The organism is Candidatus Cloacimonadota bacterium (assembly GCA_016932035.1).
Lineage (GTDB): Bacteria > Cloacimonadota > Cloacimonadia > JGIOTU-2 > JGIOTU-2 > Celaenobacter.
This window is the reverse complement of the sequence record JAFGDR010000008.1, coordinates 12,800-30,794: the sequence shown is the minus strand read 5'-3', so window position 1 is coordinate 30,794 and position 17,995 is coordinate 12,800. Positions and strand designations below refer to the sequence as shown.

15 protein-coding genes are annotated in these 17,995 nt (G+C 39.9%); 7 read left to right on the top strand and 8 right to left on the bottom strand.

Features of this window, described 5'->3' with window-relative positions; genetic code table 11:
* The first annotated feature begins 25 nt into the window (after positions 1-25).
* Together JW794_00935 and JW794_00930 are read left to right on the top strand one after the other, a co-directional pair.
* On the top strand, positions 26-1,129 hold the full coding sequence (locus tag JW794_00935) for a T9SS type A sorting domain-containing protein (GenBank protein MBN2016692.1): 1,104 nt from the start codon (positions 26-28) through the stop codon (positions 1,127-1,129).
* A 24-nt stretch (positions 1,130-1,153) separates the two neighbouring features.
* Complete coding sequence (locus JW794_00930) at positions 1,154-2,038, top strand: class I SAM-dependent methyltransferase (protein ID MBN2016691.1); 885 nt, start codon at positions 1,154-1,156, stop codon at positions 2,036-2,038.
* A 28-nt stretch (positions 2,039-2,066) separates the two neighbouring features.
* Here the strand turns inward: JW794_00930 and JW794_00925 are convergent, their stop codons facing one another.
* Entirely contained in the window at positions 2,067-3,428 is a 1,362-nt protein-coding gene (locus tag JW794_00925) for a PD40 domain-containing protein (protein ID MBN2016690.1), read from the bottom strand.
* Positions 3,429-3,647: 219 nt separating this feature from the next.
* Here JW794_00925 and JW794_00920 point away from each other — a divergent pair, with 219 nt between their 5' ends.
* The 5 genes from JW794_00920 (at position 3,648) to JW794_00900 (ending at position 12,030) form a co-directional block, all read left to right on the top strand.
* The gene (locus JW794_00920; protein MBN2016689.1) at positions 3,648-4,193 is read left to right on the top strand and encodes a hypothetical protein; all 546 of its coding nucleotides are present in this window, start codon (positions 3,648-3,650) and stop codon (positions 4,191-4,193) included.
* 461 nt (positions 4,194-4,654) lie between these two features.
* Positions 4,655-6,592 carry an aconitate hydratase gene (locus JW794_00915; protein MBN2016688.1) on the top strand — a complete coding sequence of 646 codons (1,938 nt, stop codon included), beginning with the start codon at positions 4,655-4,657 and terminating at the stop codon, positions 6,590-6,592.
* A gap of 30 nt (positions 6,593-6,622) precedes the next feature.
* Positions 6,623-7,915, top strand: a complete 1,293-nt coding sequence (locus JW794_00910; GenBank protein MBN2016687.1) for an ATPase — start codon at positions 6,623-6,625, stop codon at positions 7,913-7,915.
* Entirely contained in the window at positions 7,915-9,762 is a 1,848-nt protein-coding gene (locus JW794_00905; GenBank protein MBN2016686.1) for an ATP citrate synthase, read from the top strand. Before JW794_00910 ends, JW794_00905 begins: the two co-directional genes overlap by 1 nt.
* Before the next feature lie 9 nt (positions 9,763-9,771).
* A complete protein-coding gene (locus JW794_00900; GenBank protein ID MBN2016685.1) occupies positions 9,772-12,030 on the top strand; it encodes an NADP-dependent isocitrate dehydrogenase in 2,259 nt (752 codons plus the stop codon).
* 62 nt (positions 12,031-12,092) lie between these two features.
* Here JW794_00900 and JW794_00895 read toward each other — a convergent pair whose 3' ends face one another.
* Genes JW794_00895 through JW794_00865 form a run of 7 tightly spaced genes read right to left on the bottom strand, consistent with a single transcriptional unit; the run spans position 12,093 to position 17,959 of the window.
* Positions 12,093-12,827: a hypothetical protein gene (locus tag JW794_00895; protein ID MBN2016684.1), complete on the bottom strand. Its 735-nt coding sequence runs from the start codon at positions 12,825-12,827 to the stop codon at positions 12,093-12,095.
* 43 nt (positions 12,828-12,870) lie between these two features.
* Positions 12,871-13,416 carry an O-acetyl-ADP-ribose deacetylase gene (locus JW794_00890; protein MBN2016683.1) on the bottom strand — a complete coding sequence of 182 codons (546 nt, stop codon included), beginning with the start codon at positions 13,414-13,416 and terminating at the stop codon, positions 12,871-12,873.
* A gap of 1 nt (position 13,417) precedes the next feature.
* Entirely contained in the window at positions 13,418-14,104 is a 687-nt protein-coding gene (gene elbB, locus JW794_00885; protein ID MBN2016682.1) for an isoprenoid biosynthesis glyoxalase ElbB, read from the bottom strand.
* Positions 14,105-14,152: 48 nt separating this feature from the next.
* A complete protein-coding gene (locus JW794_00880; protein MBN2016681.1) occupies positions 14,153-14,887 on the bottom strand; it encodes a Mut7-C ubiquitin/RNAse domain-containing protein in 735 nt (244 codons plus the stop codon).
* A 4-nt stretch (positions 14,888-14,891) separates the two neighbouring features.
* Entirely contained in the window at positions 14,892-15,494 is a 603-nt protein-coding gene (locus tag JW794_00875) for a glycerol-3-phosphate acyltransferase (GenBank protein ID MBN2016680.1), read from the bottom strand.
* A gap of 19 nt (positions 15,495-15,513) precedes the next feature.
* On the bottom strand, positions 15,514-16,869 hold the full coding sequence (locus JW794_00870; protein MBN2016679.1) for a sigma-54-dependent Fis family transcriptional regulator: 1,356 nt from the start codon (positions 16,867-16,869) through the stop codon (positions 15,514-15,516).
* Positions 16,850-17,959: a GHKL domain-containing protein gene (locus JW794_00865; protein ID MBN2016678.1), complete on the bottom strand. Its 1,110-nt coding sequence runs from the start codon at positions 17,957-17,959 to the stop codon at positions 16,850-16,852. The genes JW794_00870 and JW794_00865 overlap by 20 nt, the downstream gene beginning before the upstream one ends.
* Positions 17,960-17,995: the final 36 nt, after the last annotated feature.

The window sequence follows — 17,995 nt, the reverse complement described above, 5'->3', positions numbered from 1 at the left end:
AACATCGTTATTTTCGGAGGTCTTGATGAAAACACGAAAAGGGGTTTTTGTAAGTAGTATTATCCTTTTCATGCTACTTATAAATTGTGCTTCGATTGCAGGTCAGTCACAAAAGGATCCATTGGATATGCTCCTGATCGGCTCGAGTTATTTTAACTATCATAACCTGAGAAACCATCTTCAAAATCTTGCTGACAGCGCTGGTATTGTGGTTGAATTTGATATTTATGCTGTCAACGGTCTCTATCTTTATGACCATGCGTACAATATGGTAACTGAATCAAAGATACAGGAGAAGGATTGGGATTACGTCATCCTCCAGGGGTGTGGAAGTGTAACTGCATATCCGAATTATTATACTGCGCATCCTGTGTATCCAGCGTTGGTGATCTTACGGAACAAGATCATAAACAACTGCGATTCCACTAAGATGGTATTTTGCATGCCATGGGCATTTGAGGATGGTATGACATGGGTACCTGGTTGGACGGACACGTATGTGGATATGCAGAATCATATTTATGATAATACCCTTCAGTGGTCGAATATGATCGGTTTCGAGATCGCTCCGGTTGGATGGTCATGGAAGAAAGTACTGGTTGATCTTAATTTTCCACTTCATTACCTGCATATGAGTGACTGGAATCATCCATCGCTCAGAGGTTCATATCTTATGGCGTGTACGATCTTTGCAACGGTTTTCCAGCAGAGCTGCATTGGGGTGAATTATAATCCAGGAATCGATGAAGATGAAGTAACAAATTTTCAAACTGTGGGAACAAACACAGTTCTAGACAGTCTCGATCTATGGAATATCGAACCGATCTATTCAGTAGATCCACACATTGGAACAGAACAAACGTATCTCCATCAGAATACCCCGAATCCCTTTAATGGGTCGACAGAAATTTCTTACTCTTTGATACAATCAGGTCACGTGGAATTAGCAGTATACAATCTCATCGGGCAGAGAGTGAAAACCTTGTATTCCGGAAATCAACTCTCACAGGTTTTGCACTGGGATGGCACTGACGAAAATGGCGAAAGAATGCCGTCAGGTGTGTATTTCTATCAATTGTTCCTTGATTGTGAAAATCTTGAAACAAAAAGGATGATCCTGCTACAATAGTCCAAAACTTTGTAAGGATATCTTATGGGTGTTTCAAGCTCTGTTGAGGAATTGATACAGAAGGGTATGGCAGCTGGTGATGTCGACATGAATGAGGAAAATGCGATCTGGTGCCAGCATAGCAGCGATAAGGTCGATATAGCCCAGGTTCTTATGAAGCTGGTGCGGCAACAATTCAAACTTTCATCTACAGGCAATGATTTGAGAGCACTTTCAATTGGTTCAGGATCTGAGCCACAATTCCAAATCCTTGAATCGGCTTTCCGAGGGAAATTGTATTTGTTGGATATCGATCCTCATCCACTCTCGATCATTAAAGCAAGAATTAAAAACCTTTCCATAGATCATGTGCAGACCGTTGAAGCAGATTATAATAAAACTCTTCTTCACGAAATCGATGCAAAGAGTTTTAAAAAGAATATACTTGATGGAAAGAGACTTGATTTGATCGTTCTTCATCACTCTTTGTACTATTGCAGCGCATCGGTTTGGGAAGTGTTTTTCAATACGCTAAAGGATATTTTATTGTCAGAGAAAGGTGCGATTCATGCTGTCATGATGTCTTCCCGATGTGAAGAGAAGGATTCAACTACCTGGTTATATAATCATTTTGCGGGTAAGTTTTTTGGTGTTCACAATGATCAGGATCTGAGAGCATTCGGTGAAAAGTTGGGACATAATCCTGTTTTCCAAAATACTCATATACATCAAGAAACTCACAAAGTGAAATTCTTTATTAATGATTTTGAGAAATTTATGGCAGTGATCTGGATGATCCTTCTTTATCCTAATGTCCACGATTATACAGCCGACCAGAAGAAAGAGATTACACAATACATTTATGATAATTTCTACATACTGAAAAAACCTCTCATACAAGAGCAAAATCATTTGATCGTGACAAGATGATATTTATTGTAAAAGTGTTATTTGTTGATCAATAAAAAATCTGCTCCTCCACAAGATATACGTTATTATCATCTTTAACGACAAGATAGTGGATTGAGTTATTGTTATCAAATGCTACTCGTCCCCCATTATGTGAAATGATAGCAGGATATTGCTTGCCGATATTGCCATTTATCACAACTGATTGAGTTTTATTTTTCTCTACTGTATATACAAGGAATTGACCATCAGAACTGAAAATTGGTGGCGTTACCAAAGCTTGATGATACGCTGTGGGTTTTGAATTTTCATAGATCACTATACCGCTGTCTGCTTCTACAGCATATACAAGATACCTGCTATCCGGTGAGAATGTTAATGTATTTTCTAAAATTGCTGAATGCTGGGATATTACTTTCTCATCCTTTATGATAATCCATTTATTTCCATCCTTAGCAGTATAAGCAAGGTGTTTGCTGTCGGGACTGAAAATGATTTGACCGAGGTCATCATACGGCATACTCTCCTCTCCATCTTTAATGACGAGCCAATTGTTCCCATCGTAGGCAAAATAGGCAAGGTGCTGACTATCCGGACTGAATCGTATAGATGACTCCGATATTGATGTATATCCTGCTAACTCTATCCCGTTTACCACAACTTTCTCAAGCCCTGAATCTACAACAATATACGCCAGCTTCTCACCATTGGGACTAAAAACGAGGGAATTGGGATACACATAGTCATACGATTTTCCTGCAAATTGGTCTTTTACGATAAACCTTTCGCCGCTGAGTTCTTCTCCTACATAAACAAACGTTTTGCAGTCAGGACTAAAGATAAACGGAGGACATACCTCATAAACATATAATGAATCAACCGAATCCAATTCCGAAGGGATCATACCGGGTAGTGTCACATAGTCATAAACCATATCAGAACCCCATTCATGATATGCACCATATGCAACATGAGCTCCATCGGGACTGATAATCAATGATGCATCTACAAATCCCGATCTGGAGTAATCATGTTCATCAGAATCGACAACTACTTTCCAGTAGGAATCTTCTGCAAACAATCCAAATATCCCCCCACTATAACCTTTATAATACACGAAATATGCAACAAATTTACTTGTGGGACTGAATACTGGTGTCCCAATACCGATGTCGTCATACCGTTCCTTTGGGCTATCATTAACGACTACCCTTAAACCCGAATAGACATCTTCAATATACGCAATATGCCTGCCATCAGGACTGACCACAATTGATTCCGAAAAAAAATCAGTATTAAGGTCCGCGATGACCTTCTCTTTAATGTTTCGGGTAATGTTTGTTGGTCTTTTTACACAACTGCAAGCAACGAGTAAAAGAATATTTATCACGATTATTATTTTTTTAACCATACAACCTCCAAGTTTTAAAATATTTGAAGATCCAGTCCTGAGGATGCTGATAGAATTACTTACCACAGAAAATATTGACTATTTCATACATATTGATGTCAAGAAATTCTCAGTCAAACCATAAATTCTTTACAAAAATTTTTCAACGTACAATTGATACATCAAAAGAGAGGTTTCATGAATAAAAAGATTATAAGTTTTGTTTTTGTTTTAGTATTTATGTTTTCGATATATGCTCATGCTGAATCACTTTTCTCATCCGGTTCATTATCAGGAGTTTTTGGTGGACCCATTGCTAAATATACTAAGATCAACAATGAGGATGCACTGATTGTTGGTGCCCGTGGAGGATGGGTTTTCAACAGTATGTTTTCTGTTGGGGGTGGAGCTTATGGACTCATGAACGATATTCCAATCAATGCTGCTCAGCCAGACACAAATTTTATTAATCTCGGATACGGAGGAATTATTCTTGAGTATATCGGGATGTCAGACAATATCATTCACTGGCAGGTCAATACGCTGATCGGAACTGGTGTGGTGAGTACAAGGAATGGGAACGATACCGGCAAGAATGACATGATATTTATCTTGGAACCAGGTATTGATGGGGTGTTAAATATTTCATCAACCATCAGAATAAATGCTGGGATCAGCTATCGGTATATTTCTGGCATTGACCCGAATAATTTTAGCGGTTATCTTGCTAAGAATGATCTATCCAATCTTTCAGTTGGTCTGGCTGTCATGTTCGGAAGTTTTTAATAGAATTTATGACAACATAAAGAAGCCCACTATTTCTCGTGGACTTTTTTGTAAGTTAGCAGAATTAATTGTTACTCATTACGTGATTTGACATAAACATTTTGTAACATTTCAACATATCTTTCACATCTGATTACGCTTTATATCAACACTTGGAAAATTAGAAGATTGACATAAACATTTATATTCGACTAAATCAAGTTTATAAATTTTAGCAAATAGAATGTGATGATATAAATATTTAACTAAAAGTTTTGACACCTATTGCATGGATTTTTTTTTTGCACAAATTTCATGAATAATTTATAAACACATATTCCTTTTAACTATTGTACCATTGAAAATTAAATATACAAATATCATTAAAATTCAACACTTACAGAATTAGAAAACTAATTACGACTATTCATATGAACTTTTTAAATATTCTTGAAAATAAATAGTATCATAAGAGGTTTATAATGGGTAAGAATATTGTTGAAAAGATTCTTTCAACACATATAGTGGAAGGTAAACCTGAGAAAGGTCATGAGGTTGGAATCAAGATTGATCAAACACTTACTCAGGATGCTACAGGAACAATGGCTTATCTTCAGTTTGAAGCCATGGGAGTTCCCAAAGTGCAAACAGAACTATCTGTTAGTTATGTCGATCACAACACAGTTCAGATCGGCTTTGAAAATGCTGATGATCATAAGTATCTGCAGTCTGTTGCAGCCAAATACGGCATTGTATATTCTCGTGCCGGAAATGGAATTTGTCATCAGGTTCAACTGGAAAGATTTGGTAAACCAGGAAAAACCTTGCTTGGTTCAGATTCTCACACTCCAACCGGTGGAGGAATCGGAATGATGGCAATTGGTGCCGGAGGTTTGGACGTCGCAGTAGCTATGGCTGGCGGAGCTTTTTTCCTGCCTTATCCCAAAGTTATCAAGATCAACCTGACCGGTGAACTCCAACCCTGGATAGCAGCAAAAGATGTTATCCTTAAGGTATTGGAAATTTTCACAACCAAGGGAAACGTGGGCTGCATATTTGAATATGGCGGACCTGGCGTGAAAACGCTTACAGTTCCTGAACGAGCAACCATCACAAATATGGGAGCTGAATGCGGAGTTACAACTTCTATCTTCCCCAGTGATGAGATTACCAAAGAATTTCTAAAAGCTCAAGATAGAGAAGAAGATTGGTCGGAACTAATCGCAGACGAAGATGCTAAGTACGATCAAGTTGTAGAAATAAATCTTTCTGAATTGGTTCCAATGGCTGCCACTCCTCATAGTCCGGGCAACATCAGCACGGTAAAAGAGATCGGTGAGATAGATGTAGATCAGGTTTGCCTAGGAAGCTGTACGAATTCTTCCTACACAGATATGATGACAGTTGCTGAAATCCTGAAAGGCAGAAAACTTCATCCAAATACAAGTTTCGTAGTAACTCCTGGTTCCAAACAGGTTATAGAAAACATCATGAAAGATGGTGGTTTTGCCAGCATCGTTTCTGCCGGAGCTCGTATAGCTGAATCGGCTTGTGGTTTCTGTATTGGAAACAGTCAGTCTCCCAAAACAGATGCAGTTTCTTTGAGAACCAGTAACCGTAACTTCCTGGGAAGATCAGGAACCAAATCTGCCAATGCCTATCTTGTTAGCCCGGAAACAGCGGCAGCAGCAGTAATCACAGGAAAATTCACTGATCCCAGAGATCTGGAAAAACTGGGAATTGAATATCCCAACGTGAAAATGCCGGAAAAATTCTACATTGATGATTCCATGTTCATCTTCCCGCAGGATGCTGAGAAAACAGAGATCTATCGTGGACCAAACATTGGCGATCCTCCCGCAGCTAAACCTCTGCAGGATAAAATCGGTGGGGTTGTTACACTCAAAGTAGAAGATAAGATCACCACAGATCACATTATTCCAGCAGGCTCCAAAATGAAATACCGTTCGAACGTTCCTAAATACTCTGAATTCCTATTTGAAGTGGTTGATCCTACGTTCCACGACAGAGCGGAAGAAATTAGGGACAGCGGAAAAGATAACATCATCGTTGCAGGACTTTCCTACGGACAAGGTTCCAGCCGTGAACACGCAGCTTTATGCCCAATGTACATGGGAGTGAAAGCAGTTCTGGCAAAATCGATGGAGAGAATTCACAATGCCAATCTTATCAACTTTGGAATTCTGCCTTTGAACTTTGTGGATGAAGCAGATTATGACAAGATCGATCAGGCAGATGAACTGGAAATTTCCAATATTAAGATAGCCCTGAAAGAAGGGAAAAATCTGATCGTTAAAAATCTATCTAAAGGTATCGAGATCGAAGCAAAATACTCGCTTTCCGATCGTCAGAAGAAGATCCTTCTGGCTGGCGGTACTTTGGCAATGATGAAAAAATAATTCATAGAAATTAAATAGGAGAACGTGATAATGGCACAAAAAGGAATCAGGGAATTCGATGCCAAAAGAATGATGTCGAAAGCTCTTCCTGAATTTTCTCATGGAAAGATCAAGTTTGAAGCCTCTCAAGTTTTGATCGGACCCAACACAGATCTGCAGAAACTGGCAGACGAAAACCAGTGGCTCAAAACAACCAAGCTGGTGGCAAAACCAGATCAGCTTTTTGGTAAAAGAGGTTTGAATAACCTGCTTTTCGTAAACAAAAACTGGGAAGAAGTTCAATCCTGGATCAAAGAGCGCATGAACAAAACCTTTACGATAAAACAGACAACAGGTGAAACTACCGGTGAACTGAATCAGTTTCTAGTAGAAAAATTCGTTCCGCACGAAGAAGAGTATTACATTGCAATCACTACTTCCCGCGATAATGATACAATTCACTTTTCCACAAAGGGTGGAGTGAATATCGAAGAGGTGTGGGATACAGTTGTTACGCTTGATATTCCCATTATAGAAGATATCGAAGATCAGGATGTGGAAGGTTTCCTTCCTGCTGAACTTGGAGAAAGAAAGCAAACAGTTGCTGAATTCATTACTGCCCTCTACAAAATGGTTGTAGAATATCATTTTGTATATCTTGAACTTAATCCATTCACCTTTGTAGATGGTGTTCCGGTTGCACTGGATGCTGTGGCAAAAGTTGATGATTATGCGTCCTATCAGTGTGCAGAATATTGGGGAGATCTTAAGTTCCCAAGTCCGTTTGGCTTGGAGAAAACTCTGGAAGAAGAGAAGATTGATGAGATCGATGAAAGAACCGGTGCTTCGCTCAAGCTTACAATTCTCAATCCTGAAGGACGCATCTGGAACCTGGTAGCCGGTGGTGGTGCTTCTGTTATTTATGCTGATACAGTTGTAGATCTTGGATATCACAAGGAACTGGCAAATTATGGGGAATATAGTGGAAATCCCTCTACCGAGGATACTTACGTTTACACAAAGACTGTTCTTGATCTGATGACCCGCAGGAAAGATCCACAGGGCAGACCAAAATTCCTGCTTATCGGTGGTGGAATTGCCAACTTTACCGACGTGGCAAAAACATTTACCGGAATCGTGCAGGCGATCACAGAATTCAAAGATAAAATAAAAGAAACTAACGTAAAAATATATGTTCGTCGTGGCGGACCTAATTATGTGGAAGGTCTTAACATTATGAAAAGACTGGGTGAAAAACTCGGTATTCCAATCGAGGTGTATGGTCCTGAAACGCACATGACAAAAATCGTATCTCTGGCACTTGGTCAGAAGGTAGGTGCATAATGAAAAACTATGAACTCTTCGATAAAAATACACGCTCCTTCATTTATGGGGCACAGCAGAAAGCAGCACAGAGAATGTTGGATTTCGATTATCTTTGCAAAAGAGAAACTCCATCTGTGGCAGCTTTTATTACTCCTACAGGAACTGGTTATTACAAGCTCTTTTGGGGAACAAAAGAGATTAGAATTCCCAGATACAAAACAGTTGCAGAAGGTTTGGAAAATCATCCCGAAGTTGATGTAATGGTGAATTTTGCTTCCGAGCGTTCCTGTGCAGAATCTACTATGGAAGCGCTGGAAACAGACAACATTCGAACGATCGTGATGATCGCAGAAGGTGTTCCGCAAAGAGATGTACGCAAGATCGCGAAAATTGCCAAAGAAAAAGGCAAATGGATCATCGGACCGGCAACAGTTGGTGGGCTTAAGCCTGGTTGTTTCAAGATCGGTAATGCTGCTGGAACTATTGATAACATCAGAGACACAAAACTTTATCGTCCTGGTTCAGTTGGATTCGTTTCTGTTTCCGGTGGACTTTCCAACGAAGGGTATAACATTGTTGCCAGAAATACTGATGGAATCTACGAAGGATACGCTGTAGGTGGAGATGTTTACCCGGCCACTACCCTCATCGATCATTTACTGCGCTACGAGCAGAATCCAAACATCAAAATGATGGTTGCGCTGGGTGAGGTTGGTGGAAAAGATGAATATCAGATCATCCAAGCCATCAAAGATAAGAAACTCACGAAACCTTTGGTAATGTGGGTAACAGGAACGTGTGCAGAGATGCTTCCTGGTGGTGTTCAGTTTGGACATGCCGGAGCAAAAGCAGATAGCGAAGCAGACACAGCCAAAGCAAAAAATGCTGCTCTTAGAGAAGCTGGAGTTATCGTTCCTGATTCATTTGAAGATTACGATCAAAAGATCAAAGAAACATTTGATAAACTGAAAGTTGAAGGTAAGATCGAAGAGATCGTGGAACCTGATACTCCAAATATTCCAATGGATTATGCTCAGGCAGTTGCAGAAGGGCTGGTAAGAAAACCAACAAACTTCATCTCCACTATTTGTGATGAAACAGGTGAAATTCATAATTATTGTGGAGTTCCGATCGACCAGGTAATCAAAGAAGGGTATGGTATCGGTGGAGTTCTGGGACTGCTCTGGTTTAAAAAGAAGCTTCCTCAGTATGCTCGAGATTTCATTGAACTGGTTATTCAGATCGTTGCAGATCACGGACCTGCTGTTTCCGGTGCACACAATACCATTGTGACAGCACGAGCCGGCAAAGGTCTGATCGAATCGATCATCAGCGGTATCGTTACGATCGGTCCACGTTTTGGTGGAGCGGTAAATGGTGCTGCAAATCATTTCACCTGGGGACTTCAGAACAATCTTGAACCACGTGATTTTGTGACTGAAATGAAAAAGAAGAATGTGATGATCCAGGGAATCGGCCACAGAATTCACAGTATCGATAATCCTGATGAGAGATGTGAGATCATGATGAACTTTGCCAAAGAACATTTCCCAAAACATCCACTTCTTGATTATGCGCTGGCTGTACAAGATGTGACTACAAAGAAAAAAGGTACTTTGATATTGAACGTTGACGGAACAATCGGTGTACTCTTTGTAGACCTTTTAAAGAGCTTGAACTACCAAGACGATGAAATCAAGGAAATGATCGATATGGGATTCTTCAATGCCTTCTTCATTATTGGAAGAACAATGGGATTCATGGGACATTACTTTGATCAGAAAAGATTGAAAACACCACTTTACAGACATCCCTGGGATGACATTCTTTATGACGTTCCCGATCATCCCGAAGAAGTAAAATAAGGAGAAAAAATGACTACTCCACAAGAAACAGATAAAATAATTTATACTAAAGTAGATGAAGCTCCTGCTTTGGCTACCTATTCTTTGTTGCCCACAATCAAAGCTTTTGCCGATGTAGCTGGCGTAAGAGTGGAAACCAGAGATATTTCTCTGGCAGGTCGAATTATTGCTAACTTTTCGGAATATCTTACAGCAGAACAACGTGTAACGAACGATCTGGAAGAGCTTGGTGAGCTGGTAAAAAAACCGGAAGCAAATGTCATTAAGCTTCCCTGCATCAGCGCATCCATTCCACAGATGAAAGCCGCTATTAAAGAACTTCAGCAAAAAGGATATGCTATTCCTGACTATCCTGAAGAACCGAAGACAGAAGAAGAAAAGAAGATAAAAGCAACCTTTGATAAGATCAAAGGAAGTGCGGTGAATCCTGTACTCAGAGAAGGTAACTCCGATCGACGTGTTCCTCCTCCAGTAAAAAATTACGCCAAGAAAAATCCCCATTCCATGGGAAAATGGTCTCCCGATTCCAAATCTCACGTATCTCATATGAGCAGTGGAGACCTGGCTTCCAACGAAAAATCCCGCACAATAACCAAAGAAACTGCTGGAAACTGCAGAATTGAATTCATCAATCCGCAAGGTGAAGTAAACGTTCTCAAAGACAAATTAAACCTTGTTAAAGGTGAGATCATCGACGGAACAGTAATGAGCAACAAAGCTCTGCGTGAATTCTTAGAAGGTCTAATCGAAGAAGCTAAAAAAGAAGATGTGCTTTTCTCCGTGCATTTGAAAGCAACAATGATGAAAGTATCCGATCCGATCATTTTCGGTCATGTGGTCTCTGTATTCTTCAAAGATGTTTTTGAAAAGCATGCCAAAATATTTGAAGAATTGGGTGTTGTTCCCAGCAATGGTCTTGGTGATCTCTATCATAAGATCGATACACTTCCTGAAGATAAAAGAAAAGAGATAGAAAAAGATATCGAAGCCGTTTACAAAAAACGTCCTAAATTGGCGATGGTTGATTCCGATAAAGGTATCACTAATCTGCACGTTCCCAGTGATGTTATCATCGATGCTTCTATGCCAGCAGCAATTAGAAATTCCGGCAGAATGTGGGGACCGGACGGTGAACTGCATGATACCATGTTTGTGATTCCAGACAGCAGTTATGCTGGTGTGTATAAAGAAGTTATCGAGTTCAGTAAAAAGCATGGTGAACTCGATCCTCAAACGATGGGAAATATTCCAAACGTAGGTTTGATGGCTCAAAAAGCTGAGGAATATGGTTCTCACGACAAAACATTCCTGTGTCCTGGTAATGGGAAAATTGTGGTTACAGCTGAAAATGGACAAACATTGTTGGTTCATGAAGTGGAAAAAGATGATATCTGGCGTATGTGCCAGGTTAAAGATCTGCCAATTCAGGACTGGGTAAAACTGGCTGTAGATAGAGCTCGTAAAACCGGTGCTCCGGCAGTTTTCTGGTTAAATCAATTCCGTGCTCACGATCGTGAACTGATCAAAAAAGTAGAAAAGTATTTGAAGAAGCACGATACTGAAGGTCTGGATATTCGCATCATGACGCCCATCGAAGCAACCCGTTTTTCCTTGGAAAGAATGAAAGAAGGAAAGGATACCATCTCTGTAACCGGTAACGTATTACGAGATTATCTGACAGACCTTTTCCCGATCCTGGAAGTGGGAACAAGTGCCAAAATGCTCTCAATCGTACCTCTGATGCAGGGTGGCGGGTTGTTTGAAACCGGTGCAGGTGGATCTGCACCCAAACACGTGCAACAGTTTACTAAAGAAGGACATCTGCGTTGGGATTCTTTAGGAGAATTCCTGGCTCTGGCTGCTTCACTTGAACATTTGAGCGATAAAACTAAAAACGAGAAAGCTAAAGTTCTAGCCGAGACACTGGATCAGGCAACTGAGAAATTCCTGGAAAATAGAAAGTCACCTTCTCGCAAAGTTAAGGAATTGGATAATCGTGGAAGTCATTTCTATCTGACTTATTATTGGGCAGAAGCTCTGGCAAATCAGGAAAAGGATAAAAGAATGCAGCACAGTTTCCTGAAATTGTATAAGCATCTAAAAAAAAATAAAGAACAGATTTTAAAGGAACTTTCCGAAGTTCAGGGTAAACCGGTCGATCTTGGTGGATATTATAAACCGGACGAATTGAAAGCTGCCAAGGCAATGCGTCCAAGCATCACCTTTAATACGATCATCGATCTGTTCGCTACAAAATCGTTGAACTAATTAATTATAACAAAAAAAGCCCATAGTATAATCTGTGGGCTTCTTTCTATTAATATTATCTATTATTGGTTTCGGGATTTTGAATAGTCCTTTTGCAATTTTTCGACAAGTTTATTTGCGGCATATTCAGCCATATGCTGGAAACCTGCTTTCATCTGATCCTGACTCAGTTGAGAAAGTTGCAATGCAGTAAGTACATTTCCTGCGGCAGTGTTGCCAAAGAAGAAGGCAGATGAAACAGGATCCGACTCGGAAACTCCTGTTTTCCAGATCAATTCAGAGGTATGGTTGTCATAGATCTTGAGAGTTACATCCATATTGAAGTTTACAGAAGATGCCCATGAATTAGCGCTGATACCATAGCTGTTTATTGTGATGCTGAAAAGAAAGTCTGCAGTATGGGTATCATCGATTGGATTAAAATGAAGAATAGCTGAACCTTGATTCAGGGTTTGAGTTTTGATGATCTTTGACACATCGACATGCTTCATGGCACTATCCATTTTTGCCTGGGCTTTACTTGCTTCAACACTATTTATCACAGTTGTTGCCACATTCAGAACCGTGCTTAATATGTCTTCCGAACTGGATTTTTTACTGGTTCCGGTTGATATCGTAAAATAGCTGTTTGTTGAAACATTACCCCACGGCGTTGAAGTGATCACTGCTGCCACGGTCTTGTCATTAAAAGTGTAGGGGATCAGTTTTTTATAGGCATTGCTGCAGGCGAACAGGCTTATGATCATTACACCGGCAATGAATAAATTCACGATTTTTTTCATATTTTTTTTATACATGTATACTCCTTTGTTTAATTAAATTTACCACACAATGAATGGTTCAGGATGTCAATTTATTTATGGTTTCTTGATATATTTTAAGGTCATTGTCTGAGAAAAGCACAAATCGTATCTCTTTAAAATAACCGTGTTTCTCAATGTATTCGATTACGGTGGTTAATGCGATCTTACTCGCTTTTTCGATTGGATAACCATAGATGCCCGTGCTGATCGAAGAAAATGAAATGCTTTTGATATACTCTTTTTGAGCGAGTGAGAGTACATTCCGGTAGCAATTTCTTAGAACTTCTGACTCTTTGTTTGTTCCACCTCTCCATATTGGACCGACAGTGTGTATCACGAATTCCGCAGGCAAATTACCTGCAGTTGTGATAACTGCATTGCCTGGTGGTAGTTTGCCACGCTCTTTGCGAATTCGTTTGCAGTGTTCTAGTATTTCGTATCCGCCGGCTCGGTGAATTGCACCATCCACACCTCCGCCACCCATAAGTGAAGAGTTCGCTGCATTAACAATTGCCTGCGTATCCTGAACCGTAATATCTCCCTGAAGTATCGTTACAGCTGTTTTGTTTATTGTGATCTGCATATTATCCATTCCTTGAATCTGCAAGTTCGAGAACTTTGTTAACCAATTTTTCTATACCGACTGCAATATACGAAATACTTGGACCTAACATGTATGCTGGAGTCGTTACAATAAGTGTATTATCATCGAACACAATATCATCTACAGGACAATCCACGTGTTTTGCTCCAAAGGCTTCGATCTTGCTTGCAGTACCGGAATCATTTCCAATAGTTAACGTAGGATGCTCTTGAGCGAACACTTTTGCAGCGATTATTGGTGCAATACACATAAAACCGAGAGGTTTCTTCTGAGAATGCATCTCTATGAGGAGTTTTTCAAGATCACGATCAACTTCCATGTTCATCCCTTTTACTGCAAAGTTACACAGATTTTTCATTGCACCGATACCCCCGGGTAAGATCAACCCATCCAGTTCACCTGCACTAAAATCTTTAATTGTTCGGATATTACCACGTGCAATTCGAGCAGATTCAATAATGACATTTCTTTCTTCATTCTTTACTTGTTGATTGGTCCAATGATTAACAACATCAAGTTGTTCCTTATCCGGAGCCATTATGATAATTCCGGCATGTGCTTTATCAAGAGCCAGCAGTGTGCATACTGCTTCATGGATCTCCGACCCATCCTTCCATCCCGATCCACTTAGAACCACTCCAATATTCAAATTACTTGCATTTTGCATTTTACCTCCCTAAAAACTTTCTTTGTTTTATTTTATGTTTTTCGTGGTTTATAATATAGTATTAATCTTCTGTTTCATTTTCTGATAGTGAGAGCCCTGCCAGTAGATTTTATCACATTTTTTGCAATAGGTAAAATTATCATGCAGCTTTCTTACCTTTTCAGGAAGCCGATCCTCGATTACAGATTTATCAATAGGTATAAGAAGAGTATTACATTCAATGCATCGCGAGAAAAGTACAATACCATCTTTCAAATTATATTGTAGAATAACCTCATCGAGTTGTTCTTCTAGATCAGAAGCATAAACAAAATAACCAAATTTGAGGTCATTCCTTTTAAGGATGTTATGACTTTTTGTAAGGAGAATCCTGTCACCTTTATTTGCAATTTCAACAAGCTCATGTCCGTGAAAACCTTCATTGAATTCTGTATCGATGCCACACAATCTGAGATGCCGGGCAAGATTTCCAAGATGCTGATCTGCGATGAAGCGAATTTTCTTAGGAACGTTATGAGGAATGCGGGTTACAGACGTTACATTAAAAGAATGAAAGAAAGGATACACACTTATTCGATCATTATCATCAATAAGATAGGAGAAATCTTTTTGTTCATCATTCACAAGTATCATACTAACCTGAGTATGGGGTATATTGAACGATTCGATAAGGTCTTCTATAGAGGTTCGAATAGGAATTGTGTGAATAAATCTAACTTTTCTTTTTTCTTCAGGGAGAAAATCATTCAGCTCTTCGTAGAATCGAAGGTGAATGCTTAGCATAATGTTATTCTTCTACGACTCTGGCATCTCTGCGGGAGAGGATAATAACAGTATTCAGCACACCGGTCAGGAGCATAACATAGAGCAGTGCGTTAACTGCAGCAGGTGTTTGATTCGACCAGTTAAAGATCAGCATGGTCATCAAAACGAAAAAGAGCCAGAAAACAGGAAAGAATCCAAGCCGTTTGATGAATAATCCGAGCAGGATAGCAGGTATGAACCAGATTGCGAGCTCGATGGGCAGAAATGGAAGTAAAATACCAATGACCGGAGCTCCACCTCGACCGCCATAGAAATGATAATACACAGGGAAACAGTGCCCGATTATCACAAAGGATGCAGCAATTATGATGTGGGGGACATCCATTTTAAGAAGAAAACCAATACAGATAAGGAAAAATCCCTTGAGACCATCCAGTACAGCGACGACACATCCCCAGCCGCTGCCGATGTTCTTGAAAACATTGTATGCACCCGCATTTTTAAAATCGATATTTCGAATATCCCGTCCTGCAACTAATTTCGTGACGATCACGCTAAAAGAGAGAGAGCCGATCAGGTAACCAGCTATCGATAGAAAGATAAGCTTCAATATCTCAAAATTCATACATAGTCCTACATAGCCTCTAATCTTTATCGATCCCGAGATCCTTCAATTTACGTGAAAGATTTGATTGCTGAAGACCGATATTTTCAGCCGTAAGACTTATATTCCAATTATATTTGTCAAGCTGTTCTTTCAAATAATCTATTTCAAACTGTTTTTTGGCGTCTGTAAAATTATTGATTTCAAAAAGATGCGTCTCTGCTTTTGCCTTTGCAGGAAGCATTTTTATCTGGGGTGCGACATCTGATTCGGTAATAATTTTTTCTGGTGAAATAATATACAGTCGCTCAATAAGATTTTTCAATTCCCTGATATTTCCCGGGAATGGATAACTTTGCAGAAGCCGCATCGCCTGCGATGAAAATTTCTTTGGATGATCTTTTAGTTCAACTGCATAGTAATCAAGATAATACTCAAGGAGAACGGGGATGTCCGATATTCTTTCCCGCAGCGGCGGGATGATGATGGGGATCACATTGAGTCGGTAGAAAAGGTCTTCCCGGAACGTACCATCCTGCACCATTTGCTCGAGGTTTTTGTTTGTTGCAGCAAGGATACGTACATCGATATCGATGATGTTGTTAGACCCGATGCGCTCGAATTTTCCTTCCTGGATCACACGAAGCATTTTTGCCTGTGCATTCAGGTTCATGTCTCCGATCTCATCGAGGAAAAGGGTTCCTTCATGTGCAACTTCAAGCTTTCCGAGTTTCTTATCCTCAGCGCCGGTGAAGGCACCTTTCTCATGACCGAAAAGTTCACTCTCGACCAGTTCGTTTGGAATAGCAGCTGAGTTAAATTTTACGAACGGTCCATTCTTACGCTCGCTTTTATTATGAATTGCATAGGCAACCAGCTCTTTACCTGTTCCGCTTTCACCACGTATCAAGACTTTACTGTCCGTCTTGCTGACCTTCTCTATAAGACTTCTCACTCTTTCAAATTCAGGTGAGATGCCGATCATCTTATAATGGGATTCAATATCCTTTTGTTCTTCATTATATTTCTTGTAGAGTTTGATCTTGTCAGCGATATTACGAGCTGATACAATAATTTTATGCAGAGAAAGCGGTTTTTCGAGGAAGTTATAAGCACCCATCTGTACTGCTTGAACTGCAGTTTTGATCGTACTGTGACCTGAAATCATGATCACGTCGAGAGAGGGGAAATCCTTACGTACTTTTTTCAGCACTTCAATGCCGTCCATACCTGAGAGTTTCACGTCGAGAAGAAGGAGATCGATGTTTTCCCGGGCAAGAACCTGCAATCCCTCTTCCCCCGATACAGCATCGAGGACAGTATAGCCCTCATCTTCAAGAATATCCGTCAGTGTGCGTCGAATATTTTTTTCGTCGTCAATAACTAAAATCTTCATTTTCTGCTTCTTTATGTTTCTTTTGTATCTGAATTCTTATTGTAAATGTTGTACCTTCACCCTTTTTGCTGTCAACCTCAATCGTGCCCTGATGCTGGGTTATCATCCTCTTCACAATTGAAAGCCCCAGTCCTGTTCCTTTTTCCTTTGTCGTATAATAGGGGCGGAAGATACGTTCCATATCCTCTGGAGAAATACCTTCACCTGAATCTTTGATGGAAAATATGAATAAAGCACCATCAGTCCTTGAAGATATTTCGATAATACTTCGAGAGGAAGATGCCTGGATCGCATTCTGGATTAGATTCACAAAAACCTGCTTCATCTGCATTCTATCTCCATAGAATTCAGGGAGCTCCGGATCGAGGGAGAGTGTGATATCTGCTTTTGTGCGATAGGGTGCGATGATGTCGCGTATCTGCTCATTGATGTCGTAATGTTCGAAATTTGCGGAGGGCATTCGGGCAAACCGCGAGAATTCCTTCACAAGGTGCTGAAGATTGTTAATTTCCTCATTGATAACTTCCATCGAATCTTGGAAAATTTTATCAAAGTTCTCACTTTTTCCCCAATATTTCATCTCCATTCGTTCGGCAGAAAGCCGAAGCGGGGTAAGTGGATTTTTGATTTCATGCGCCATAACCTGAGCCATTTCACGCCACATCATATCTTTTTCCGCCTGGACTAATTTATCTCTATTACTCTCGAGTTCTTCCACCATGTTGTTAAAGGAAACGATCAGTCCATTAATAGGAGAAAAACGAGATTCACGAACTCTTACTTTCAAATCTCCACCAGCGATCTTTTTAGTTCCTGTCTGCAGCCGGTTGAGCGGTCTGGTAATAAGCGTAAGCACAATGAGCATAATAATAAGTACGACGAGTCCTGATATAACAACATACAGGGTAGAATAAAGGGTCATATCCTTTTGGAAAAGATAGGTTGTTAGCTCGATTTTGTTAATATCAGTTAGGATCTTGGAGACTTCTTCTTTGTCTATACTATCTTTATGATTGCTGTATAGATTATGTACTTGATCATACAGTTTGAGTGAGGTGATATCCTTAGAATAGTCATTGAATTGAGTCATGAAAAAATATCTGGTGAAAAGCCCGGACAGCACCAG

Bases quoted from the DNA above. Each gene is read 5' to 3' on its own strand.
- elbB (MBN2016682.1), bottom strand. From the start codon at position 14,104: ATGCAAAATGCAAGTAATTTGAATATTGGAGTGGTTCTAAGTGGATCG.
- JW794_00905 (MBN2016686.1), top strand. From the start codon at position 7,915: ATGAAAAACTATGAACTCTTCGATAAAAATACACGCTCCTTCATTTAT.
- JW794_00925 (MBN2016690.1), bottom strand. From the start codon at position 3,428: ATGGTTAAAAAAATAATAATCGTGATAAATATTCTTTTACTCGTTGCT.
- JW794_00895 (MBN2016684.1), bottom strand. From the start codon at position 12,827: ATGTATAAAAAAAATATGAAAAAAATCGTGAATTTATTCATTGCCGGT.
- JW794_00870 (MBN2016679.1), bottom strand. From the start codon at position 16,869: ATGAAGATTTTAGTTATTGACGACGAAAAAAATATTCGACGCACACTG.
- JW794_00930 (MBN2016691.1), top strand. From the start codon at position 1,154: ATGGGTGTTTCAAGCTCTGTTGAGGAATTGATACAGAAGGGTATGGCA.
- JW794_00915 (MBN2016688.1), top strand. From the start codon at position 4,655: ATGGGTAAGAATATTGTTGAAAAGATTCTTTCAACACATATAGTGGAA.
- JW794_00875 (MBN2016680.1), bottom strand. From the start codon at position 15,494: ATGAATTTTGAGATATTGAAGCTTATCTTTCTATCGATAGCTGGTTAC.
- JW794_00920 (MBN2016689.1), top strand. From the start codon at position 3,648: ATGTTTTCGATATATGCTCATGCTGAATCACTTTTCTCATCCGGTTCA.
- JW794_00900 (MBN2016685.1), top strand. From the start codon at position 9,772: ATGACTACTCCACAAGAAACAGATAAAATAATTTATACTAAAGTAGAT.
- JW794_00910 (MBN2016687.1), top strand. From the start codon at position 6,623: ATGGCACAAAAAGGAATCAGGGAATTCGATGCCAAAAGAATGATGTCG.
- JW794_00865 (MBN2016678.1), bottom strand. From the start codon at position 17,959: ATGACTCAATTCAATGACTATTCTAAGGATATCACCTCACTCAAACTG.
- JW794_00880 (MBN2016681.1), bottom strand. From the start codon at position 14,887: ATGCTAAGCATTCACCTTCGATTCTACGAAGAGCTGAATGATTTTCTC.
- JW794_00935 (MBN2016692.1), top strand. From the start codon at position 26: ATGAAAACACGAAAAGGGGTTTTTGTAAGTAGTATTATCCTTTTCATG.
- JW794_00890 (MBN2016683.1), bottom strand. From the start codon at position 13,416: ATGCAGATCACAATAAACAAAACAGCTGTAACGATACTTCAGGGAGAT.